The 21,831-nt window shown below is 36.1% G+C and carries 27 protein-coding genes; 6 read left to right on the forward strand and 21 right to left on the reverse strand.

Annotated elements, in window-relative coordinates; all coding sequences use genetic code 11:
• Positions 1-141: 141 nt before the first annotated feature.
• Positions 142-744: a TetR/AcrR family transcriptional regulator gene (locus EK386_RS00220; RefSeq protein ID WP_126656998.1), complete on the forward strand. Its 603-nt coding sequence runs from the start codon at positions 142-144 to the stop codon at positions 742-744.
• Between the two features lie 51 nt (positions 745-795).
• Here the strand turns inward: EK386_RS00220 and EK386_RS00225 are convergent, their stop codons facing one another.
• Together EK386_RS00225 and EK386_RS00230 are read right to left on the reverse strand one after the other, a co-directional pair.
• A complete protein-coding gene (locus EK386_RS00225) occupies positions 796-1,011 on the reverse strand; it encodes a hypothetical protein (RefSeq protein WP_126656999.1) in 216 nt (71 codons plus the stop codon).
• Between the two features lie 219 nt (positions 1,012-1,230).
• Positions 1,231-1,464, reverse strand: a complete 234-nt coding sequence (locus EK386_RS00230) for a hypothetical protein (protein WP_126657000.1) — start codon at positions 1,462-1,464, stop codon at positions 1,231-1,233.
• A 221-nt stretch (positions 1,465-1,685) separates the two neighbouring features.
• On the opposite strand from EK386_RS00230, the gene guaC reads away from it, so the two are divergent.
• Positions 1,686-2,669, forward strand: a complete 984-nt coding sequence (gene guaC / locus EK386_RS00235; protein ID WP_126657001.1) for a GMP reductase — start codon at positions 1,686-1,688, stop codon at positions 2,667-2,669.
• A gap of 298 nt (positions 2,670-2,967) precedes the next feature.
• On the opposite strand, the gene EK386_RS00245 is transcribed toward guaC, so the two are convergent.
• From EK386_RS00245 to EK386_RS00265, 5 genes are all read right to left on the reverse strand, one after another.
• The gene (locus EK386_RS00245; protein ID WP_126657002.1) at positions 2,968-3,675 is read right to left on the reverse strand and encodes an ABC transporter ATP-binding protein; all 708 of its coding nucleotides are present in this window, start codon (positions 3,673-3,675) and stop codon (positions 2,968-2,970) included.
• Positions 3,676-3,696: 21 nt separating this feature from the next.
• Positions 3,697-4,467 (reverse strand): ABC transporter ATP-binding protein, encoded by a 771-nt coding sequence (locus EK386_RS00250; RefSeq protein WP_126657003.1) that lies wholly within the window; start codon positions 4,465-4,467, stop codon positions 3,697-3,699.
• Between the two features lie 12 nt (positions 4,468-4,479).
• A complete protein-coding gene (locus EK386_RS00255) occupies positions 4,480-5,781 on the reverse strand; it encodes a branched-chain amino acid ABC transporter permease (RefSeq protein WP_126657004.1) in 1,302 nt (433 codons plus the stop codon).
• A gap of 9 nt (positions 5,782-5,790) precedes the next feature.
• The gene (locus EK386_RS00260; RefSeq protein ID WP_126657005.1) at positions 5,791-6,777 is read right to left on the reverse strand and encodes a branched-chain amino acid ABC transporter permease; all 987 of its coding nucleotides are present in this window, start codon (positions 6,775-6,777) and stop codon (positions 5,791-5,793) included.
• Positions 6,778-6,866: 89 nt separating this feature from the next.
• Complete coding sequence (locus tag EK386_RS00265) at positions 6,867-8,093, reverse strand: branched-chain amino acid ABC transporter substrate-binding protein (RefSeq protein WP_126657006.1); 1,227 nt, start codon at positions 8,091-8,093, stop codon at positions 6,867-6,869.
• A gap of 283 nt (positions 8,094-8,376) precedes the next feature.
• Between EK386_RS00265 and EK386_RS00270 the strand changes: the two genes are divergently transcribed.
• Positions 8,377-8,661 (forward strand): MerR family transcriptional regulator, encoded by a 285-nt coding sequence (locus tag EK386_RS00270; RefSeq protein WP_126657007.1) that lies wholly within the window; start codon positions 8,377-8,379, stop codon positions 8,659-8,661.
• A 91-nt stretch (positions 8,662-8,752) separates the two neighbouring features.
• Here EK386_RS00270 and lepB read toward each other — a convergent pair whose 3' ends face one another.
• From lepB to EK386_RS00290, 4 genes are all read right to left on the reverse strand, one after another.
• Positions 8,753-9,328 (reverse strand): signal peptidase I, encoded by a 576-nt coding sequence (gene lepB, locus EK386_RS00275; protein WP_126657008.1) that lies wholly within the window; start codon positions 9,326-9,328, stop codon positions 8,753-8,755.
• 242 nt (positions 9,329-9,570) lie between these two features.
• On the reverse strand, positions 9,571-10,149 hold the full coding sequence (locus EK386_RS00280) for a GNAT family N-acetyltransferase (RefSeq protein WP_126657009.1): 579 nt from the start codon (positions 10,147-10,149) through the stop codon (positions 9,571-9,573).
• Between the two features lie 96 nt (positions 10,150-10,245).
• Positions 10,246-10,791, reverse strand: coding sequence for an NADPH-dependent FMN reductase (locus EK386_RS00285; protein WP_126657010.1), 546 nt, complete (start codon positions 10,789-10,791; stop codon positions 10,246-10,248).
• Positions 10,792-10,958: 167 nt separating this feature from the next.
• Positions 10,959-12,866 (reverse strand): FUSC family protein, encoded by a 1,908-nt coding sequence (locus EK386_RS00290; RefSeq protein WP_126657011.1) that lies wholly within the window; start codon positions 12,864-12,866, stop codon positions 10,959-10,961.
• Positions 12,867-12,976: 110 nt separating this feature from the next.
• Between EK386_RS00290 and EK386_RS00295 the strand changes: the two genes are divergently transcribed.
• Positions 12,977-13,495: a methylated-DNA--[protein]-cysteine S-methyltransferase gene (locus EK386_RS00295; RefSeq protein WP_179965979.1), complete on the forward strand. Its 519-nt coding sequence runs from the start codon at positions 12,977-12,979 to the stop codon at positions 13,493-13,495.
• A 33-nt stretch (positions 13,496-13,528) separates the two neighbouring features.
• Here the strand turns inward: EK386_RS00295 and EK386_RS00300 are convergent, their stop codons facing one another.
• From EK386_RS00300 to EK386_RS00315, 4 genes are all read right to left on the reverse strand, one after another.
• Positions 13,529-13,999, reverse strand: coding sequence for a DUF4064 domain-containing protein (locus EK386_RS00300; protein ID WP_126657012.1), 471 nt, complete (start codon positions 13,997-13,999; stop codon positions 13,529-13,531).
• A 109-nt stretch (positions 14,000-14,108) separates the two neighbouring features.
• Positions 14,109-14,453, reverse strand: coding sequence for a fluoride efflux transporter CrcB (gene crcB / locus EK386_RS00305; protein WP_126657013.1), 345 nt, complete (start codon positions 14,451-14,453; stop codon positions 14,109-14,111).
• Complete coding sequence (locus EK386_RS00310; protein ID WP_126657014.1) at positions 14,447-14,824, reverse strand: fluoride efflux transporter FluC; 378 nt, start codon at positions 14,822-14,824, stop codon at positions 14,447-14,449. Before EK386_RS00310 ends, crcB begins: the two co-directional genes overlap by 7 nt.
• Complete coding sequence (locus EK386_RS00315) at positions 14,793-15,302, reverse strand: DUF1648 domain-containing protein (protein WP_126657015.1); 510 nt, start codon at positions 15,300-15,302, stop codon at positions 14,793-14,795. The genes EK386_RS00310 and EK386_RS00315 overlap by 32 nt, the downstream gene beginning before the upstream one ends.
• A 206-nt stretch (positions 15,303-15,508) precedes the next feature.
• Between EK386_RS00315 and EK386_RS00320 the strand changes: the two genes are divergently transcribed.
• The gene (locus EK386_RS00320; protein ID WP_126657016.1) at positions 15,509-16,186 is read left to right on the forward strand and encodes a VTT domain-containing protein; all 678 of its coding nucleotides are present in this window, start codon (positions 15,509-15,511) and stop codon (positions 16,184-16,186) included.
• A 23-nt stretch (positions 16,187-16,209) separates the two neighbouring features.
• On the opposite strand, the gene EK386_RS00325 is transcribed toward EK386_RS00320, so the two are convergent.
• The 4 genes from EK386_RS00325 to mce all read right to left on the reverse strand — a co-directional run bounded on the left by EK386_RS00325 (position 16,210) and on the right by mce (position 20,006).
• Positions 16,210-16,695 carry a chemotaxis protein CheW gene (locus tag EK386_RS00325; RefSeq protein ID WP_126657017.1) on the reverse strand — a complete coding sequence of 162 codons (486 nt, stop codon included), beginning with the start codon at positions 16,693-16,695 and terminating at the stop codon, positions 16,210-16,212.
• A gap of 22 nt (positions 16,696-16,717) precedes the next feature.
• Positions 16,718-17,830 (reverse strand): M20/M25/M40 family metallo-hydrolase, encoded by a 1,113-nt coding sequence (locus EK386_RS00330; RefSeq protein ID WP_126657018.1) that lies wholly within the window; start codon positions 17,828-17,830, stop codon positions 16,718-16,720.
• A 212-nt stretch (positions 17,831-18,042) separates the two neighbouring features.
• Positions 18,043-19,590: an acyl-CoA carboxylase subunit beta gene (locus EK386_RS00335; RefSeq protein ID WP_126657019.1), complete on the reverse strand. Its 1,548-nt coding sequence runs from the start codon at positions 19,588-19,590 to the stop codon at positions 18,043-18,045.
• Between the two features lie 2 nt (positions 19,591-19,592).
• Positions 19,593-20,006: a methylmalonyl-CoA epimerase gene (mce, locus tag EK386_RS00340; RefSeq protein ID WP_126657020.1), complete on the reverse strand. Its 414-nt coding sequence runs from the start codon at positions 20,004-20,006 to the stop codon at positions 19,593-19,595.
• A gap of 124 nt (positions 20,007-20,130) precedes the next feature.
• Between mce and prli42 the strand changes: the two genes are divergently transcribed.
• Positions 20,131-20,223: a stressosome-associated protein Prli42 gene (gene prli42, locus EK386_RS20125; RefSeq protein ID WP_158674351.1), complete on the forward strand. Its 93-nt coding sequence runs from the start codon at positions 20,131-20,133 to the stop codon at positions 20,221-20,223.
• A 41-nt stretch (positions 20,224-20,264) separates the two neighbouring features.
• On the opposite strand, the gene EK386_RS00345 is transcribed toward prli42, so the two are convergent.
• A complete protein-coding gene (locus EK386_RS00345; RefSeq protein WP_246027545.1) occupies positions 20,265-21,242 on the reverse strand; it encodes an aromatic acid exporter family protein in 978 nt (325 codons plus the stop codon).
• Between the two features lie 61 nt (positions 21,243-21,303).
• Positions 21,304-21,744, reverse strand: a complete 441-nt coding sequence (locus tag EK386_RS00350) for a BrxA/BrxB family bacilliredoxin (protein ID WP_126657021.1) — start codon at positions 21,742-21,744, stop codon at positions 21,304-21,306.
• Between the last annotated feature and the right edge of the window lie 87 nt (positions 21,745-21,831).

Below are 21,831 nucleotides of genomic sequence, written 5' to 3' on the forward strand. Positions count from 1 at the left end.
ATGGATGTGGAAAATTAAACTGTCTTTGTTTACAAGTTAATTGTACTAATTTCTTCACATTTAAAACAATCATTAATCCGGTATCATTTGTAGAAGAGATAGACATTTTTGAACAATTTGTCTATTTTAGGAGGCAATTTTATGACAATTGAAGAACATCGCGAATCTCAACGACAAAAAAGAACAAAAAAACATTTACAACAAGCCTTTATTCAACTAATAAAAGAAAAAGGATATCATTCTATTTCTGTAAAAGATATTGTAGAATTGGCTGAATATAACCGAAGTACGTTTTATGTTCACTTCCATGATAAAGAACATTTAGCCCAAGATCTGCTCTCCACGATGCTACAGAATTTAGAAGCCTCAGTCGGTGAACCATATGAAAAAGGTCAACATGTAAACACAACGAAATTGAGTAAACCTTCTTTTCATATTATTCAATTTATTTATGACGCACGGAATTTTTTTGAGCTTGTAAAATATGAGGATACGATACCTGGCTTACATACACAGTTCCCATTAACAATATTGAAAATCTATCAAGAACAATTTGAATTTCAAACAATTGATAATATTCCTGTTGATATGGATTATTTTAAACGGTATACCGCTTATGGCTTTTATGGAATCATTATGGATTGGATTACAAATGATTTTCATGAACCACGTGGTGAATTTATCAATAAAATAATTAATTTAGCGCGGACACATATTTATGCTTTCGAATATAAAGGAAAATAAACAATAAAATCCCCTTGAAGAAAATACTTCTTTCTTAGGGGATTTTATCGTTTAATTAATTAAATCGTTTTCACAACTAGGGAATATATAAATACCTTGAATTAACTCGTAATTATAGTACTTTTGTACAAATTTTGCTTGATATAAATATTCCATCAAACAGATTTCATTTTCGTCTGCATCGCATAATACGCCTGCTACGCTCAGCCCATTTTTAAATGCAACGCCAATCGGCTGACCAATTAATAATTTGATTTTATCAAGCATCGATTAGCTCCCTCCTTCATCTAGTTTATGAAGGTAGGACGAAGCTTTTTGTACATATGTCTTGCAAATGTTAAAAGTGCACGTATTTCTTGAAAAATCGCTCATAACCTAGGGAAAATCGCTCGTAAATTCACGAAAGTCGCTCGTTTTCAGTGAAAAGACGCTCGTAACCCGGGAGAAATTTCCTATAGGTCCAAAAATTTACTCACAAATAAATATTTACTCCTTCTTTGTTCCTTTCATTAATTTCTCAAAACGACTCATCATCGGATCTTCTTTCGGTGTAAATTTAAACGGATTTTTTTCCATTCCAAATTCCACAATAGGTTTTGCTTCTGTATATACTCCCATCGCGTCCCCTCCAGTTGCGGTAGGGTCATTAATAATACTTTCTTTCGGTCCGTCCATATGGGGTGTTGCTTCGACATGTTGATTTTCAGATTCTCTTGGCATAATGTCATCTCCTTTGTTGTTTAATATGACAACAGAGAAATATTTTTATGCAACTTCCCCTTTTTCCGAAGTGGGTAACTTATTATATTTCCATTATTATAGGTTAAACTAAAAAAATCGTATAAACCTTTGACAACATTACGAAAATAAGGTAAATTACCAAAGGGCGAACATTTTGCCCAACTTTTTAAAAAATATTCGTGATTTTGAGGTGTTTTTAAATGGATAACGTATTTGACTATGAAGATATTCAACTAATTCCTAATAAATGTATAGTAAACAGTCGTTCTGAATGTGACACATCCATCATGTTTGGTGGACATAAATTTAAGCTACCAGTCGTTCCTGCTAACATGCAGACAATTATTGATGAATCGATTGCGATTAAATTAGCAGAAAACGGTTACTTTTATATCATGCACCGTTTCAATCCAGAAAAACGTGCTGAATTTATTAAAGATATGCACGCTCGTAATTTAATTGCATCAATTTCTGTTGGGGTTAAACCTGAAGAATACGGCTTTATTGAACAATTAGCTATTGAAGATTTAATTCCAGAATTTATTACAATTGATATTGCACACGGTCATTCAAATGCCGTAATTGAAATGATTAAACATATTAAATATCATTTACCACAAAGCTTTGTTATTGCTGGTAATGTAGGTACTCCTGAAGCAGTTCGTGAACTAGAGAATGCCGGTGCCGATGCAACGAAAGTCGGCATTGGACCTGGGAAAGTATGTATTACAAAAATTAAAACTGGTTTTGGTACTGGTGGATGGCAATTAGCTGCTCTTCGCTGGTGTGCAAAAGCTGCAACAAAACCAATTATTGCGGATGGTGGTATTCGTACACACGGAGACATCGCAAAATCAGTACGCTTTGGCGCTTCCATGGTCATGATCGGTTCATTATTTGCTGGTCACGAGGAATCACCTGGTCAAACGATTACGAAAGATGGCCAAACATATAAAGAATATTTTGGTTCAGCGTCGGAATTCCAAAAAGGTGAGAAGAAAAACGTTGAAGGTAAAAAAATGTATGTAGAGTTTAAAGGATCGTTAATGGATACTTTAACTGAAATGGAACAAGACTTACAATCCTCGATTTCATACGCTGGTGGTACGAAATTAGATGCCATTCGTACAGTGGACTATGTTGTCGTAAAAAACTCGATTTTTAATGGGGATAAAGTGTATTAATACGGTAAAAACTCGAAGGCTATCCTTCGAGTTTTCTTTTTTCATATTGGCACTTCATCAGGTTATTTATCCCGCATTAACGGGCAGTAATTTATCTGTACCGAAAGCTTTAGCGACAGGTACAAGACTCCCACTTCAAGATTTTAGTGAAGCGAAAAGGATAAGTGGGAGATCAACTGCCCGTAAAAGCCCGATTGGTTCAACTAACAATCAGTGGAGGATGAAGAAAACCCCTACTAATTGAAGTTTCACTTTATTCACAACATTACTAAAATGCTCTCAAAACGATCGTACTCTTCTAAGCTAAATACGCTTCTTTGATCTCTTCATTTTCTACAAGATCTGAGCCTTTCCCACTTAATACAATGGTCCCATTTTGAATTACGTAACCACGGTGTGCGATACTTAATGCTTGGTAGGCGTTTTGTTCGACAAGTAAAATGGTGATTCCCATTGCATTTAGTTGTAAGATGATTTCAAAAATTTGTTCGACAATAATCGGAGCTAGTCCCATGGAAGGTTCATCCAGCATAAGTAAATCGGGTTTCATCATTAACGCACGACCAATGGCAAGCATTTGTTGTTCCCCACCACTCATCGTCCCACCCTTTTGATGAAAACGCTCTTTTAATTTTGGAAAATAGCTAAAGACAAATTCCATTCGCTCGTCAATGACATCTTTTCCTTTAACCGAAAAAGCACCCATTAACAAATTTTCTTTTACGGTTAAGTTGGCAAAAATTCTCCGCCCTTCAGGTACATGGGCTGCACCTAATAGAGTCGTTTGATGGGGAGGTTTATTTGTAATTTCTTTTCCTTTATAATGAATGCTACCAGATTTCACTTTTGCTAGTCCGCTAATCGATTTTAATGTTGTAGACTTTCCGGCACCATTACTACCTATTAAAGTTACGATTTCGCCTTCTGCTACATCGAGACTAATTCCTCTTAAAGCTTGAATTGCACCATAATATGTTTCAATATTTTTCACTTCTAAAACCGTCATCTGTCTCACTCTCCTTATGCCCTAATGCACAGCAGCTGAACCTAAATACGCTTCAATTACTTTTGGATTTGTTCGAATTTGTTCCGGATTGCCTTCTGCTATTTTTTCGCCGTGGTCTAGTACGACAATATGTTCTGAAATTTCCATAACGAGTTTCATATCATGTTCAATCAATAAAACCGTTACATTGAATTGTTGACCCATCGTTTTAATAATATCTGTTAACTCTTTTGTTTCTTTTGGATTCATCCCAGCTGCAGGTTCATCCAATAGTATTAATTTAGGTTTTGTTGCGAGGGCACGGGCAATTTCAAGCTTTCGTTGTGCGCCATAGCTTAAGTTATTGGCCTTTTCATTTAATAAATGATGTAAATCAAAATATTCTAGTAATCGGTATGCTTCCTTTTCCGCATTGGCTTCTTCTCGTTTTGTGAATGGCAAATTTAGAAAAATACCGAGTAAGTTCGTTTTTAAATGGGTATGCATGCCAACTAATACATTTTCGATGACAGACATTTCACCAAAGAGACGGATGTTTTGAAATGTTCTCGATATCCCTTTTTTCGCCACTTCATCGGGTCGTAAACCAATTAACGATTTACCATCAAGTTTGATTTCACCTGATGTTGGTTGATAGACACCGGTAATCATATTAAAGAAGGTCGTTTTTCCAGCACCATTGGGACCAATCACGGCTGTAATTTTGCCTTCTTCTACATCCATTGTAATGTCTTTATTCGCTGTTAAACCTCCAAATTGCTTTGTTATATCTTTTACCTCTAATATTGCCATTGCTATCCCCCCTTACACTCGTACCTTGTCTTGATCAACTGGAATGGCATCTAGGTCCGAATCGTTATCCATTCGATGCGGACGGTCCTCTTTTAATTTCTTTGCATCAAAGATTTTATTTTTTGCTGGAATTAATCCTTTAGGACGATATAATGCAAAGGCTACTAGAAGAGCTCCAAAGATAAACTTTTGCATTTTTGCAGGTGATAAAGCATCTGGAATGGATAATGTACCTGATAAACTTAACTGATTTAGCCAGTTTGTTAATTCTGTTAGTACTTGTAGATTTAAAATCGTCACGACAGCTGCACCTAAAATAACACCTGGGACACTTCCCATTCCGCCAAGTACAACCATTACTAAAATTGTAAAGGATTCCATCAAGGTAAAACTTGTTGGGTCAATAAACGCTTGTTTTGCAGCAAATACGACCCCCATAATTCCTGAAAAGGATGCGCCTAAAGCAAAGGCTAATAATTTAGTACGAACTAATGGGATCCCCATTGCTTGTGCTGCAATTTCATTTTCTCGAACCGCTTTCCATGACCTACCTAATTTGGAGTGTTCCAAACGTAAAACGGAAAAAATCGTAAACATTAAAATGACCAACGTAACAAAGTAGAATTGATTTGGAAAAGATAATGTAATTCCAAAAATTTCTGGCGGTGTAACAGAGGCAATTCCCATCGCACCATTTGTGAAATTAATTGGTCGGTCTGCATTGTTAAAAATGATTCGAATAATTTCCCCGAATCCTAATGTAACGATGGCCAAATAATCTCCCTTTACCCTTAAAACGGGGACACCAATTAGAACTCCTGCAATAGCAGCCATGATTCCACCAATGATTAAAAATCCCCAGAAACTTTCGCCACCAAGGGGAAACTCTCCAAATGGCATAAAGTTTGATGCTTGTTTCGTTGCAAAAATACTATATGTGTACGCTCCTACTGCAAAAAAGGCAACGAATCCTAAGTCAAGTAAACCAGCCATCCCAACAACGATGTTCAACCCTAGTGCCATTGAAATATAAATACCTACCATTGTGGCGACTTCCATATACGATTGAAAAGCAGGTCCGCCACTTGAGGCAAATGGAATTAAAACAAATAATAATCCGAGAGCTACGATCCATTTCGTTACATTTTTCAAATTCATAAAATGCAATATTAACAGTGAAGATAGTAATAATAAAAATGAAACAACGGATTTTTGAGAGAAATACAGCGCTGCGGAAGTGACGATCACAAATAATGCGAGAAACACAGTTTGGGCCCATTTATTTTGATAAAAAGCTGTTAGTTTTTCCTTCATATTCGTCACCTACACTTTCTCTGCCGTTGGTTTTCCAAGTAAACCTTCTGGCTTGAAAATAAGTACTAATATTAAAATGGCAAAAGCAAATACATCTTTATATTCCGCACCAAATACGCCACCTGTTAACAAAGATAAATTTGCAGAAGCAAACATCTCCATTAATCCTAACAACATTCCGCCAAGCATTGCCCCACGGATATTTCCAATACCTCCTAAAACGGCTGCGATGAAGGCTTTTAATCCTAAAATAAATCCGATATAAGGGTCGATTGTTCCGTATTGAACTGCGAATAATACGCCTGTTGCGCCACCTAATGCTGAACCGATAAAGAATGTAATCGAAATTACTTTATTTACATTAATGGACATCAGTGAGGCTGTCTCTCGATCTAAGGCAACCGCTCTCATGGCAGTACCCCATTTTGTTTTATTAATGAAGTAATCCAAAGCAATCATTAGCACGATAGCCGTACCAAGCACAATTAAAAAAGATGATTTAAAGCTCGCATCATAAAAAACGCTTGAAATCGAAGAAGTTTTTAATGTAATCTGTTCGGAAAATAGTGAGGGTCCTGTCACAATATAATTACCATTAAAAAGTTCTGCGATAAAGCGAACAAGGTCTTGCAGAATAAAAGATATCCCAATGGCCGTAATTAGCGGAATTAGTCGCGGGGCATTTCGCAATGGCCGATATGCTACTCGTTCCATTCCAACCCCTACTAGTCCTGTAATACTTGCCGTTAAGATCAGTACTAAAATTAACAAAATAATTTGTGGCACTCCTGCTGCCCAGCTCGTCCCCATAATTAAAATAAAGAATGCTGTACCAATAAATGCACCCGACATAAAAATTTCGCCATGGGCAAAGTTAATTAATTGTAAAATTCCATAAACCATTGTGTAACCAAGCGCAACAACTGCGTATACAGCACCTAAAGTAAGCCCATCGATTAATACTTGAGGTAAACTCTGTAAAACTTCTTGAAGCATCGTATCCCTCCCTATCAAACTTAATAACACTTTTTCTATATGTATAGAAAAAGTGTTGAGAGCTTATCCCAACACTATTTTCTATGCATTTATTGGCTCACTTCTCCTACTTGTACTGGAGGATAGCTAGCTTCTTCAAATTTATATAAGAAAATTTTCGCGTTAATATTGTCTCCTTTTTCATCGAAGGAAACATCTGTAAGGGCACCTTTGTAATCTTTTACAGCACGGACCGCTTCAGCCACTTTATCTTTTCCTGGAAGTTCACCGTTATTTGCAGTAATTGCAGCTTCTAATCCTGTTAAGAATACGCCCATTGAGTCATATCCATATACAGAGAACCCTTCAGGATCTTTATTAAATTTCGCTTTATAATCTTCCATGAACTTTTTACCAGACTCTGTCGCTGTACTATCACCCGCAACGGAAGTAATGTACGTATTTTTCACTGCTTCACCTGCGATATCAACTAAACCAGATGAATCCATACCGTCTCCACCCATGAATGGCACATCAATCCCTTTATCACGAGCTTGTTTAATAATAATTCCACCTTCAGCATATAAACCGCCAAAGAATACTAAGTCTGGCTTCTTATTTAATACTTGGTTAATTACACCGTTAAAGTCTTTTTCACCAATTGTGATCCCTTCATTACCTACAATTTCAGCTCCAGTTTCTTCTGCTGCCTTAATGAATGCTTCGGCTAAACCAGTACCATAAGCTGTTTTATCTTGGATAACAAAGATTTTCTTCGCGCCTAATTCGTTCACCGCATATTCTGCCCCCGCAGGACCTTGGAAATCATCGCGTCCTACGATACGGTTAACAGTTTTTAATCCGCGCTCTGTCACTTCTACAGCTGTGTTTGCTGGTGATACCATTGCGATATTATATTTTTCATAAACTTCAGATGAAGGAATCGCAACACCGGAGTTATAGTGGCCGATAACACCGTAAATTTGCTCATCCGCACCGATTAAGTTTGCATTGGATACACCTTTTTTAGGGTCCGCCTGATCATCATACGGCTCTAATTGTAGCGTATAGCCTAATTCTTCAAACTTTGCCTTTTCCTCTTCTAATTTCATTTGGGCGCCAAGTTTAATTGCCTCCCCAATAATTGCCGAACCACCAGATAAAGGAGATTGTGTCGCAATTTTTATCACCTTACTCCCCTCTGCTGCTGGTTCAGTGCTCGTCGGTGTTGTTCCAGTCGATGAGGAACTAGAACCTGAATCTGAAGAACATGCTGCTAAAATCCCCATAGATAGGACACCTGAAAGAAGTAATCCAACCGATTTTTTAAACTTCATATGAAACCCCCTCGTTCTCGTTTCTATTTACTAGTTTTGAACTAGTTCTATATAAGTATAGTGACGAAAGTTTTACATAACATTAAGTGTGTCAGATGTTCTAACATTATTTTTAATTTCCGACATTTTCATTAAAGTAATGATATTTTGTCTAAATATATCTAAATTTGCGTTAAGTTTTTTAACATGCATGCATTTTTCACCTTGTAACATTCTTCAAATAAATGTAAAATACTTAAAAATATCAATATTTATCAGAATTTTTCGAAAGAAGGTGTTGTATATGCCATTAAACAGTACTTATAAAGACAAAAAAGTGATCTCCATCGGCACCGTTAGTGAATTAACTGGACTTTCTGAAAGACAAATTCGATATTACGAAACGAGGAAACTGATTTTCCCGGAACGTTCAAAAACTGGCATTCGAAAATATTCATTTTCTGACATTGAAAAATTAATTGAAATTGCAAATCATTTAGAAGAGGGCGTATGGACGGCTGAAATACGAAACGAAATGAAACGACGAGAAAGAGCACTGTTGAAAGAAACACCGACGACGGTAACATAATATAAAATAAAAAAGTGAGATTCCCTGAAAAATCAGGATGATCTCACTTTTTGTATTGCTATTCGACCTTAAATGACATGACACGGGCTAGTTAATTTAAATTAAGTTCTTCTTTCCCACGAAATAAATGGAGGTCACTAAGTGGATAAATACGTAATTTTGATTCACCTAGTATAGATTCCTCTGAAATCAAACCGAAATGGCGGCTATCTGAACTTCTTAGACGATTATCACCTAATACAAAGAGAAAACCATCTGGAACTTGACTTTCCCCTGTCAGTTCTTTTAAAGTAAAATTTTCTGTTAATCTTTTTTGAAATGGATTTTCAATATCTCGATTTACATAAGGCTCATCGTACTCTTCTCCATTGATAATTAATATATCTTCCTTCATTTCAACGGTATCACCAGGAAGTCCAATCACTCGTTTAATATAATATTCATCCTCGTAAGGAGATTGGAATACAACATGATCAAATCGATCAATATCACTTATTTTACTAATAATAATGACATCACTATTTTCGTAAGTAGGGACCATCGAAGCACCTTTTACGATAAGGGGAGAAAAAACAAATTCGCGACATATAAAGGATAGTACGATTCCGAAAAAGATCGCTACAAGCCAAGAAAGAAACTCATTTTTCGGTTTGGATGTTTCATTCATTTTATTTCCCCTTCTCTCACATATAGTATTAATAGTTAATTTTACAATAGTCAGAAGAAAATGGAATTATCGCGTACTAAATTTAACTCATTTTTATTCTATTTGTAATATTAGTAATAAAAATATTGATACAAAATTCTTATACTCCATGCTTTAAACGAAATATTCTTGTAAGAAAAGTATATGCCTTATCTACTATAAGCATGCTCGTACAACTAATGTGACATTATTTCCCGATGTTCTTACTTATTTAAAAGTTTTTCCATATATCGTTTTGTTTCTGGCCATTCTTCTTTCGTTACACTAAACATAACCGTATGTCTCGTAGTCCCATCTTTTCGAATCATATGATTACGTAAGACACCCTCTTTCTTTGCACCAATTCTTTCAATAGCATTTTGTGAGCGTATGTTTTCATGATCGGTCTTAATTTGTACACGCTGCCAGCCAAGGACTTCAAAACAATAACTTAATAATAAATATTTGCAATTTGTATTTACTGCGGTTTTCCAATACTGTGGCGTTAACCATGTAAAACCAATTTCTCCTCGTTGATGCCCTGTATGTATATCCATTAATTTCGTAGACCCAATAATTCGATCTGTTTTTGCATCGATAATTACAAATGGCAGTTCAGTCCCTGTTTCTTTTAAGCTCAATGCTTGATTTACGTATTTCTCTACATCTTCCTTACAATCTACAGAAATTGACATATAGGTCCAAATTTCTGAAAAGGCTGCTACTTCAAAAATCCCATTAATATCTTCTTTTTGCATCGGTCTTAGTTTTACAACATTATTTTTTAACTCCATCGTTTTCATTCCAATCTATTTCTTTTCTTCTATTTTAATACACGAATAGAAATAAAAAAGATGATAACGGACATTAATCCAAATATCATCTACGTCAAATTCTATTTAATTATTTGTACGAACTGTTTTTAACGCGCCGCTCCACGCAATGACTTGATCTAACATATCATTTACCGATTGAATTTGTTGATCTTTCGGTTTTAATGTATTGCCATTTTCAAAATCTGTAAATAGGGACAATGCTGGATGAACCCGCACATCAGCAATTTGAATTTCACCTAATATTCCGCGCAAATGTTCAGTAGCACGTGCACCACCTACTGAGCCGTAGCTGACAATTCCAGCGGCTTTATTTGCCCACTCATCACGAAGTAGGTCAATTGCATTCTTTAATGCCCCAGTAATAGAATGATTATACTCAGCAACAATAAACACAAAGCCATCACAATTATTTACTTTTTCTGCCCAACCAGATACGCCTGAAGCATCATAATTTGGGTCCCCTAAAAATGGTAGTCTGAACTCCGCAATATCAATCACTTCGTAAGAGGCATCTCCTCGACCATCTCCTAAATCTTTTACCCATTCTCCTACTTGAGGACTTACTCTTCCTTCTCTCGTACTTCCTAAAATAATCCCAATTCTTAACATACCATTTCCTCCATTTGAAACGTTCCAAGTACAACACTAAGGAACTTTTTAGGTAAAATTTCGCAATAACAGTATTACCATTACCTAATTTAAAATCATTTATTCAAAGGGAAAAATAAAATACACGAATATTTTTATATAGGAAAAGCTTAAAGAAATTTAATTATTTAGTTCTTTACTAAATGTCTTTGCAGTTCTTCTAATGTAAAATAAATGGCTGGATATTCTTTCATTTCTGGTATCGCTTTATACTGAGACTTTGTTTTGCGTTCGACGGCATTTGCCATTGTTTCAAATAGCAATAACAACTGAGCTAGTTGTTCGTCATTAAATGATGGGCGCTCCCTTAACCTAGCGCATTTATCTAATAGAAAGCCCAGCTCTTCTAATGAATGAACAATCGGCCAATAGTATTGTAAAGCTTCTTCATCTTTAGGAATTTCACCTGTTGCCGTATCATACAAAGTAACTAAATTTTTTAAATTCGTATCCATTTTGTTAAACTCGATATTTTTACCATAGTTTTGATAAATTGGTTGATTTGAAAACAATACAAACATAACTTGTGCTTGGCTACGAATGGTTTTTGAAATAAAGTGGGGTAATCGACTAGACGCAGATGTTCTTCCCACAAGCCATACACCTAATAATCCAATGGAAACACCGATCAATACATCAATTAAACGGGTAGAAGCAAAATAATAAACGGAATTATCTAAAGTGGAACCAGCTTCAGCCATAATTAATGCACTTGGCGTAAAAAAAAGCGCGGCTAGCCCATAGTTTTTTACAATAAATAATTCCGTAATAAACGTTAATAAAAAGACTAACAAGGCAATCAATAGCCCCTCTGGATGGAAGGCTAAAATAACACTGGCTAAAAGAATGCCAAAAATAGTCCCTAAACTTCTTTGAATCGCGCGGTGAAATGTAGCAACAACGGTTGCACCTGACAAAACAGCCACACAGGATAGAGGAACCCAAAAAGAACGATTAAGATCAAACTCGTAAGCAATAATTGCAGCAAAAGTTGTAAACATACCAAATCTTAATGCGTTGATGAGTATGATGGAGTTTTTATCAAAGGCACCTAGCAATATTCTTTTCGTTGTTGGAGTTGAAAATTGTAGCTGTTCTTTTGAAAGCGAGCTCGGTCGCAATAAACTCTCTTTTATATGTATTAGTTCTGCCCCTATTAAAGAACTTACTTCATCTAGTTCATCTGGTTGAGTCAGAGTAATCTCAGAAACCTGTTTGTTGTCTAATTGTTGAGCAATATTTCTTAACGATTCGCCTAATTGTTTCGACACTTTTTTACCATTACCCGCTAATTGTTCAGCGGCAATTAAAAATATTTTATTCGCATAGTGATTGACACTATAAAGGCGCTTAAATAATTCTGACGTACGCCAAGCATTATACCCTTCCGCTAAAGTTTGCCCTGCTTCTTTTAACGTAGCCATTACGCGATTGTGTGTCTCATTTTCACTTGCTGTTCCGATTGCATCCAAATAGTCCGCAAGCTCAACTAAGGAGCGTTTCACTACCCTTTTTTCAGGTCCATGTGGGTTCACTAGATAACCTGACATTGCCATGAACCAAGAAAGGGCACCACCTAAAAATGCAAGTCCTGCCCGCAAAAAAGCTTCATCTGGCGCAACCGACATGCCCGTACACATTGCAAAAATTAAAACAAAAAAGATCGCAGAAGGTCCAATGAAACGAAATGCCCCAAAAATAAAAACGGCTATTGCGCCAATAAGCCCCATTACAATTGCTACAATAATTGGATATGGTGCTAAAATCGTTCCTAGAAATACACTGCTTGTAATACCTATCACTGCCCAAAAAAGTTTTTTTGCCAATAAGGCATACGGAATCGGAAAAACATAAAGATATGTAAACCCACCTAGCCCAGCAATTAGTCCATACTCTAAGCTACCAAAAAGTAAACCAATAAAAATTGGTAACCCTGCTGCAATACCAGCGAGAAATGCCTTTAACCAGGGAAATGGTTTTTTATTTACTGTTAATGCTTGTTTCAAAATAGAAGGTGCTTGAATTGTCTTTCCCATTACGTGTGCTCCTTAAAAATATATATACTATTTTCCCCTTAAATAGATATTCCTATGATAAAGTATTTAATGAACGATACTATAACATTACCACAATTGGAGACATTCACATGACAATGAATCATCAAGTATATACTACTTTATTTAGCCATAACGACTGGCAAGTGTATTTAGCTGCCACTGCAAATGGGCTATGCTTTTTAGGCACACACCATTCATCCTTTGAAGAAATGGAGCAGTGGTGTAAAAAACAGTTTCCTAATGCTGTTCTAGTTGAAGATGACACTCAACTTGAAAGGTATAAAAAAGAATTGATTGAGTATTTCGAAGGCAGATTAACCGATTTTACGATTCCATTTGATATTCGAGGCACTACTTTTCAAATGAGTGTTTGGAATGCGTTATGTACGATTCCATTTGGACAATCCAAATGCTATTCCGATATTGCCAACTTCATTGGAAACCCGAAAGCAGTACGAGCGGTAGGAACTGCCATTGGGGCTAACCCTGTCGCAATTGCCATCCCATGTCATCGCGTACTAGGAAAGAACGGTACATTAACTGGTTATAGTGGTGGACTAGACGTGAAAGAAAAACTTTTACAGCTTGAGGGCATACACTATAAGTAAAAGCAGTGCTAACATTAGCACTGCTTTAAATCGTTACTCTATAATATATCCATTCTCATCTCTTTGGACGATGGTTTCGGTATTCGGTGTTTTAGGTTTTCTAGCGAAGCACATGATTGCCGCAATCAGCAATAAAATACCGGATAGCGAAATGATGCCGGATAAGACACATGCAATAATAAATAAGATCCCCGCAAGTTTCGCATTGCTATTTACCTTCACAGCGCCAACAATCGCTAAAATAATTGCAACGACACCTAATAGAACAAATATCCAACCGATGCTACTAATAAATTGAAGTAAATTATTCATATAGTCCACACCAAGTGTAATGTCGGCATCTGTTAAACCTGAACCGTAAAAGGAATTTTCTAATTCAGTTTGAAACATCGGATCATTCATTAACATTTTACTACCGAGCAAAGTTAATATTAATATTCCGACACCCAAAACATTTAAAACAACGGATATGATACTTAAAGCTTTTTCACCTGTTCGTTTCATATGATCCTCCCACTCTTGTTTACAACGTAATTTAGTAGAAAAATGACTTCATTCTTTATTATGATGTGATGAGTCAGTAAATTACGATATTTTATGTATTTGTATCATTTTAAAAATTCCAGCCAAGCCAAAAGAAAAGAAGCCCACCTAGTAAATTGGTGACGATATAAATCATCATGGTTACATATTGTTTTTGGTCAATTAATTTTACAACATCGAAGGAAAAGGTTGAAAATGTTGTGAAACCACCGAGCACGCCAATCGTTAAAAAGGAAAGATCGGTTTGATTTTCTATGCTCCAGTTTGCGGCAATCCCTAGTAGTAGTGAACCAAGTAAATTTACAATGATTGTTGCATAGTATGTAGGAAGATTCCCTTTTTGAATTCCGACCTGCGTGATATAACGAAGGGTAGCGCCAACTCCTCCGCCTAGTGCCACCATTAACCCTACCATTGTTTACGACCTCGATTCAATAAATATCCCACAAGTGCTGCTGTAATACTAGCAACTGACATGCCTAGAACAAATAATAATCCAACTAACGTATTTTCTTTTAGCAAATAAATTGCTTGTTCTGAAAATGTAGAAAAAGTGGTAAATGCTCCTAACATTCCTGTGGTAAAAAATAGTTTTAACTTGCTGTCGTTTCGCTCATAATAGCCATTTAAACTACCTAACAGAAAACTACCTAAAATATTTACAAACCAGAGCATAGGTAACGTTCCTACACTTGTTTGAATAACAAAGCGTAATGTTGCACCCACAACTCCACCGAAAAAAACTTGTACTCCATTATTTAATTTTTGATTGTTTATAGATGCCACTGATCATTACTCCAAATAAAATAATTAAAAAAACAGGAAGGAACAGTAAACCAAGAGATTGAATGTCACCAAGTGAAACTCGAACAATCTGTACAATAAGAAAAGCAAACATTACTAGGCAAAGATTTTTCACAACATTTAGTAATCTTGTACTTTGTGTATAAAACTGATATGCATTGGTCTCGTTTATTCGTTTTGGATAATTATGCATATGAGGTGCTTTTTCAAAGGCACTCATCAACATAAATAAAAACGTTCCGATAATCGGTAAAATGATTACTTCAACCTTCGAACCCCAGCGATCGACTTCCCCAGTAGCATTAAAATGACCTGGTACTTCCTCTGGTATATTACCCCAGTTTACGATTAGAAATAATATGGCTAATAAAAATATACCTAGACCCATTGCATCCATTATTTTCTCTACTTTAGTTTTTGGAAGTTTTAATATGGGACGATAGAGTAGCTTATTGTTCATTCACTCGCCTTCCTTTCTCAAGTTTACCGTAAATCGTATAACTAGAATACGGATAATCATGCAAAAAGTTTCAATTTTACTATCGTACTCCTTCACTGATGATTGAACTTTTACTTTCTGGATAGACTGACAAAGGTGAATTATTTATATTTTGAATATAATTTTAGTAAACTAATATATACACTGTACAGATAGGGGTTAGGTACATGGGTTTATCAGATATTTTTGAGTTTTTACGAATGCTTGATACCGAACTTTATTATTACATTGACAAATTGGGTTTATATATTTATTTTATCTTGTTTTTAATTGTTTTTGGAAAAACCGGCTTTGTTATTTTAACATTCCTACCTGGGGATTCTCTCGTTTTCGCTAGTGGGACAATCGCTGCCATCGATCAATTAAATTTTTTCATCTTGTTTTTGTTATTTTTCATCGCCACTTCATTAGCCGATAGTAACAACTTTTTCATTGGGCGAATGTTTAGTAAAGTGTCATCCGACAAGGCCATGTTTTTAAAAATAATTCCTCAAACGTCCATCGACAAAGCCAGTGAATTTTTATCTGACTATGATCGGGTAGCCATTACATTTTCACGATTTATTCCATTAATGCGCACAATGACACCCTTTATATGCGGCTTTACTAGTTACCCGTATAAAAATTTTATCCGTTTTAATGTGATGGGGGCATTTTTTTGGACATCCATCTGGCTTGGCACAGGATTTGCCTTAGGAAATGTAGCATGGGTTGAAGGCAATTTATTGTTTACCCTCTCCCTCATTACCATGATGATGTTTATTCCAAGTATCTATGGTTTTTTGAATCAATTCCGAAAAAAACATCTCCATGAAGAAGAATTAAAACAAGAAGCTAATCGATAGCGTTTCGACTAGCTTCTTTCTTTTTAAGCATTCACATTGTTCTCATTTTCAAGCATCTTATGGAGATATGCGATAATCTCTCGAATACCTTCGAGAGAATTGACTAATATTTTTGGCTCAACACAAGTAATCATTCGATTTTCCAAATTTGCTACGGCAGTAAAATATTTCGTTTTCGAATAATTAACAAGACCTACTTGTTGAATTTCGTTTGGCGCAAAATTCAATATTTCTTTCGCCTCATCCACGACTAAGCCGTAGTTCACAATATCCGTATTCAGAACAATGATCCGGCTTAACTCTCCAACACTCGGCTTATTGTATAAAATGCGATTAAAATCAATAACCGGAATAAGCTCTCCCCGCATGCGCGTAAATCCTAATAAATAATTAGGTAAATGTGGGATGGGCGTAATGCGGCCAATTTTTTCAATGGATACGACCTGTTCAACAGGAATCGCGTATTCCTCATTGACACAGCGAAATATGATGGATTTTTCAAATGTCATTGACGTTACCTCACAGAATAATTTATTTTGCAGAACATTTTACGACTTCGACTAATAAATCTGCTAATTTTTCTAATTCTTCAATTGGCATACGTTCATTGGTAGTATGAATTTCTTCATAACCTACTGAAAGATTTACTGTAGGAATACCAAATCCCGAAATGACATTGGCGTCGCTTCCCCCACCCGATTGACCAAGGACCACATCACGACCAATATTACGTACAGCTTCCACTGCTACTTGTACGACTTTATCCTTCTCAGTAACCGAAAAACCTGGATACATTAGTTTTACTTCCACTTCTGCATGTCCTCCAAGATTTTGTGAAACTTTTTCAAACGTTTCTTTCATATGCGCTACTTGTTGATCTAATTTTTCTTTATAAATGGAGCGTGCTTCCGCTAAAATATATACTTCATCACAAACAATATTCGTTGCTTTTCCACCTTCAAAGCGTCCAATATTCGCCGTTGTATCTTCATCAATTCGACCTAGATTCATTTTCGCAATCGCTTTAGCAGCTAGTGTAATGGCAGATATCCCTTTTTCTGGTGCTACCCCTGCATGAGCTGTTTTACCGAAAATTTTCGTTTCAATTTTTGCTTGGAATGGAGCAGCTGTTACAATGCCACCTACTTTCCCATCACTATCAACTGCAAAACCATACTTCGCAATGATCTGTTCTGGATTTAATTCCTTTGCACCAACTAAGCCACTTTCTTCCCCAGCTGTAATAATGAATTGAATTGTGCCATGTTCAATGTTTTGTTCCTTTAAACGGCGTGCCATTTCAAAAAGAGCGGCTATCCCTGCTTTATCATCAGCACCTAAAATCGTTGTGCCATCAGAATAAATATACCCATCGTCACGGATTTCTGGTTTAATTCCAGCACCTGGTACGACTGTATCCATATGCACAGTGAAATAGATCGGCTCTACATCGAGAGACCCCTTTAATGTTGCAATAATGTTCCCTGCTCCGTGACCATTTCGAGTATGGGCATCATCCTGCAACACGTCAAAACCCATTTCTTCTAATTTATTAACTAAAATTGGGGCGATTACCTCTTCATGTTTTGTTTCAGAATCAATTTGTACAAGTTCTAAAAATTCATTTACTAAACGACTATTCAAGTTGAAAACTCCCTTATTTGCTTGTTACTTACTTATTTTACGCCTCTAACTTTGCGAAAACAACCAAACTACATTGCGAATCGATAATTTACTTAACTGAAGATTGAAACAGGAGCTTTTCATGAGAGGACTAAGAACACAAGCCGCGAAGCCAAAAAAAGTTGCCCAATTTAATGCATTGGACAACTCGTTTAATCTATTCATGTTAAAAATTATAGAGGAATATTTCCGTGCTTTTTCGCTGGTCTTGATTCTTCTTTGCCACTTAACATGTCTAAGCCTTGAATTAATTTAATACGCGTTTCTCTTGGATCGATTACATCATCAACCATACCGCGAGATGCTGCTACATAAGGATTCGCGAATTTTTCTTTATATTCCTCAATTTTCGCAGCACGTGTTGCTTCTGGATCTTCTGATTTTGCAATATCTCCTGCAAAGATAATGTTTGCTGCCCCTGCTGCACCCATTACTGCGATTTCAGCATTTGGCCAAGAGAATACTAGATCTGCTCCAATTGATTTAGAGTTTAATGCAACATATGCGCCACCGTATGCTTTACGAAGAATAACCGTAATTTTTGGTACTGTTGCTTCTGAGTATGCATATAAAATTTTCGCACCATGACGAATAATTCCACCGTGTTCTTGTTTTACACCTGGGAAGAAACCAGATACGTCTTCAAAGGTAATAATCGGAATGTTAAATGCATCACAAGTACGGATGAAACGTGAAGCTTTGTCGGATGAATCAATATCTAATCCGCCTGCTAAAGCTTTTGGTTGATTACATACTAAACCAACTGATTCTCCAGCAATACGTGCGAAACCAACGACAATGTTTTTCGCAAATTCAGGTTGAACTTCCATGAATGAACCTTCATCTACAACCTGCTCTACTACTTTACGAACATCGTATGATTTAGTAGGTTCGATTGGCACGCAATCAATAATATCCGGACGATAGTCATCGCCTTCTGGTTTTGGATATTTTGGTGCTTTTTCTTTATTACTTTGTGGTAAATAGCTTAATAGTTTGCGAATTTGTTCGATTGATTCTTCTTCAGATGGTGCACGGAAATGCGCATTCCCGCTTATCGAGTTATGTACTTTTGAACCACCTAAGTCTTCAGATGAAATTTTTTCTCCCGTTACAGTTTCAATTACTTTTGGACCAGTAATGAACATTTGTGAAGTTTTATCAACCATTAAAATAAAGTCTGTAATCGCTGGTGAATAAACTGCTCCGCCTGCACAAGGTCCCATAATAACTGAAATTTGTGGAATTACCCCTGAATAAATAGCATTACGATAGAAAATGTGACCGTATCCATCTAATGAAAGTACGCCTTCTTGAATACGTGCACCACCTGAATCGTTAATACCGATAAATGGTGTGCCATTTTTCGCAGCTAAATCCATTACAGCAGCAATTTTTTTCGCATGCATTTCCCCAAGTGCACCGCCAAAAACAGTGAAATCCTGTGCAAATAAATAAACGTTTCGTCCATTTACTTTACCGAAACCTGTTACAACCCCGTCGCCAGGTCCAACTTGTTTGTCCATGCCAAAGTCAGTTGTTCTATGCGTAATAAATGGATTGATTTCTACAAATGTACCTTCATCTAATAATAATTCAATACGCTCACGTGCAGTAAGCTTCCCTTTTTCATGTTGCTTTTCAATACGTGCATCGCCACCACCAAGTTCGATTTCACGCTTTCGGTCATACATCTCATTAATTTTGTCGAACATATCCATCTCTATTTATCCCCTTTGCCACTTTTATCACATAATTCATACAGTACTCCAAAAGAATCTTTTGGATGTAAAAATGCTACTTCTGCTCCACCTGCACCTGGTTTAGGTTCATCAGATAGTAAACGAATCCCTTTTTCAGTTAGTTCTTGCATTCTTTCACGTATCCCCGTAACACCAAATGCTACATGTTGAATGCCTTCCCCACGTTTTTCAATATGTTTATAAATCGCACTTTCTTCACTTGTAGGTTCTAACAACTCAAACTTCACATTGCCTGCATCAATAAAAGCAACACGAACATGTTGAGAAGGAACTTCTTCAATTTTCAGTAATTTCAGTCCCAACGTTTCTGTATAATAGGCTATACGTTCATCTAGGTTTTTTACTGCGATTCCAATATGATCTACTTTCTCCATTACTGCACCCCTTCTGTTATAGTACATATCTATTGTAACGAATTTACGAATATTGCGCTACGTACTTGAGATATTTTTCAAATTTGATAAACTAAACTTAAGAAAAGAAGGAGAGTACGAGAATATGAGTAACAAAAAATTTCAAAAATTCGTTGTTTATTGTATGATTGCCATTATGGTTATTTCAACATTAGCATTTGGACTATCATTTTTCTAAGAGTTGTTGCGATTACGTTCATAAAGTAATCGCCTTTTTTCTTAGCGTCTAATCCCTCTAAACGTCTGTTTTATAACCAAATATTTATCCATCTCTTCAATAAACTGATATAGTGACGCCATCGCAAGAAACTTTTCATGGTTTTCTGGTAATGGCATTGTTGCAAATTCCTCTTTTACTTCCTCTAATTTACTTCTAAATTTTTTTGCAGTGTTTCCAGAATGTACATTATTCGCCAATTCTTCCATGAAATCTGCAACTAGTTCAGCTTGTTGTACCATAACAGGTAGCGTCGTTATTTTTGGTAGTACTCTTTCGATAATTTCCAATTGTTTTTCCCGCATATCAAAATATAAGTAAAATTGGTTTTCTTTTCGAGTGAGATGGTTTTCAACATCTTTGAAGGCAATTGATTTCGCTTTATTTAATAGGTTCGCTGCTTCAATAATTTCTTTCCCATCCCAAGAAGTATCACCGTTGCGCAAATATTTGACGATTTCTGAAAATATCGAACGGTATAATTCCTCAATATTTTTCAAGTACTGATCCAAATCCTTTTGAAGATCACCCATGTACATATTCACTGCTAGCGCCGTACCAAATCCAATGGCCATCAGTGCTAGCTCATTTAACAATAGACTGACTGTAAAATTCGCTTCATTATAGATGTGCATAATAATAACTACACTTGAAATAAATCCATCAGTAAATTTGAATGATACTAACGTTGGTATAAACACTAATAACATAATTCCAAGAACAATTGGGTTATAGCCAACTAATTCTAAAGCTAGAAAGGCATAAAGCATCCCTATTAAACTCGCTACAATTCTCGTATAAATCGCATTGAGCGACTTCTTCTTTGTAGGTTGGATACATAAAATCGTTAAGATTGCAGCTGATGAAAAATAGTGTAAATCGAAATATTCAGCAATCAATAATGCAATACAGGCACCTACCGCAGTTTTAATCGTTCGATAGCCGATTTTAAACTTCTTTATACGAACTTCCTCCCTCAAAGAATCGTTTTAAAAGAAGAACACGTCCTTAAAGTTTCCTTTAAGGACCTGTCTTTTTTAATTATACTTCTTCACAGTACTCTTCAAAGTTCGCTTGTAAATTCGTAATTACAGACATTGGATCATGTCCTTCAATTTCGTGACGACCGATATCTGCCACTACTTTTCCATCTTTTAATAATACAAATGATGGAGAAGATGGAATGTGATTGTCACCAAAAAGATGGCGTGCTGCATTTGTTGCTTCTTTATCTTGACCTGCAAATACCGTAACTAAATGGTCTGGACGTTTATCGTAATGAACTGCATTTGCAGCAGCAGGACGAGCAATGCCACCTGCACAACCACATACAGAATTCACCATAACAAGTGTAGTTCCTGGTCTAGCAAATGCCGCTTCTACCTCTTCTGGTGTGCGCAATTGTTCATAACCTGCACCTTCAATTTCTGCACGAGCCGTTCTTTTGATTTCTTCCATAAATAAATCGTAATCCATATTCATTATTAATCGCTCCTTTCAACTACTCATTTTAACATAAAGTGAAATATCAATCATTTAGGGAGATTTTATCACCATTGATTTTGGAAT

It is taken from the genome of Lysinibacillus antri (genome assembly GCF_003977595.1).
Taxonomy (GTDB): Bacteria; Bacillota; Bacilli; order Bacillales_A; family Planococcaceae; genus Ureibacillus; species Ureibacillus antri.

Excerpts from the sequence above, each read along its gene's own strand:
- EK386_RS00220 (WP_126656998.1), top strand. The coding sequence starts at position 142 with ATGACAATTGAAGAACATCGCGAATCTCAACGACAAAAAAGAACAAAA.
- EK386_RS00225 (WP_126656999.1), bottom strand. The coding sequence starts at position 1,011 with ATGCTTGATAAAATCAAATTATTAATTGGTCAGCCGATTGGCGTTGCA.
- EK386_RS00230 (WP_126657000.1), bottom strand. The coding sequence starts at position 1,464 with ATGCCAAGAGAATCTGAAAATCAACATGTCGAAGCAACACCCCATATG.
- guaC (WP_126657001.1), top strand. The coding sequence starts at position 1,686 with ATGGATAACGTATTTGACTATGAAGATATTCAACTAATTCCTAATAAA.
- EK386_RS00245 (WP_126657002.1), bottom strand. The coding sequence starts at position 3,675 with ATGACGGTTTTAGAAGTGAAAAATATTGAAACATATTATGGTGCAATT.
- EK386_RS00250 (WP_126657003.1), bottom strand. The coding sequence starts at position 4,467 with ATGGCAATATTAGAGGTAAAAGATATAACAAAGCAATTTGGAGGTTTA.
- EK386_RS00255 (WP_126657004.1), bottom strand. The coding sequence starts at position 5,781 with ATGAAGGAAAAACTAACAGCTTTTTATCAAAATAAATGGGCCCAAACT.
- EK386_RS00260 (WP_126657005.1), bottom strand. The coding sequence starts at position 6,777 with ATGCTTCAAGAAGTTTTACAGAGTTTACCTCAAGTATTAATCGATGGG.
- EK386_RS00265 (WP_126657006.1), bottom strand. The coding sequence starts at position 8,093 with ATGAAGTTTAAAAAATCGGTTGGATTACTTCTTTCAGGTGTCCTATCT.
- EK386_RS00270 (WP_126657007.1), top strand. The coding sequence starts at position 8,377 with ATGCCATTAAACAGTACTTATAAAGACAAAAAAGTGATCTCCATCGGC.
- lepB (WP_126657008.1), bottom strand. The coding sequence starts at position 9,328 with ATGAATGAAACATCCAAACCGAAAAATGAGTTTCTTTCTTGGCTTGTA.
- EK386_RS00280 (WP_126657009.1), bottom strand. The coding sequence starts at position 10,149 with ATGAAAACGATGGAGTTAAAAAATAATGTTGTAAAACTAAGACCGATG.
- EK386_RS00285 (WP_126657010.1), bottom strand. The coding sequence starts at position 10,791 with ATGTTAAGAATTGGGATTATTTTAGGAAGTACGAGAGAAGGAAGAGTA.
- EK386_RS00290 (WP_126657011.1), bottom strand. The coding sequence starts at position 12,866 with ATGGGAAAGACAATTCAAGCACCTTCTATTTTGAAACAAGCATTAACA.
- EK386_RS00295 (WP_179965979.1), top strand. The coding sequence starts at position 12,977 with ATGACAATGAATCATCAAGTATATACTACTTTATTTAGCCATAACGAC.
- EK386_RS00300 (WP_126657012.1), bottom strand. The coding sequence starts at position 13,999 with ATGAAACGAACAGGTGAAAAAGCTTTAAGTATCATATCCGTTGTTTTA.
- crcB (WP_126657013.1), bottom strand. The coding sequence starts at position 14,453 with ATGGTAGGGTTAATGGTGGCACTAGGCGGAGGAGTTGGCGCTACCCTT.
- EK386_RS00315 (WP_126657015.1), bottom strand. The coding sequence starts at position 15,302 with ATGAACAATAAGCTACTCTATCGTCCCATATTAAAACTTCCAAAAACT.
- EK386_RS00320 (WP_126657016.1), top strand. The coding sequence starts at position 15,509 with ATGGGTTTATCAGATATTTTTGAGTTTTTACGAATGCTTGATACCGAA.
- EK386_RS00325 (WP_126657017.1), bottom strand. The coding sequence starts at position 16,695 with ATGACATTTGAAAAATCCATCATATTTCGCTGTGTCAATGAGGAATAC.
- EK386_RS00335 (WP_126657019.1), bottom strand. The coding sequence starts at position 19,590 with ATGGATATGTTCGACAAAATTAATGAGATGTATGACCGAAAGCGTGAA.
- mce (WP_126657020.1), bottom strand. The coding sequence starts at position 20,006 with ATGGAGAAAGTAGATCATATTGGAATCGCAGTAAAAAACCTAGATGAA.
- prli42 (WP_158674351.1), top strand. The coding sequence starts at position 20,131 with ATGAGTAACAAAAAATTTCAAAAATTCGTTGTTTATTGTATGATTGCC.
- EK386_RS00350 (WP_126657021.1), bottom strand. The coding sequence starts at position 21,744 with ATGAATATGGATTACGATTTATTTATGGAAGAAATCAAAAGAACGGCT.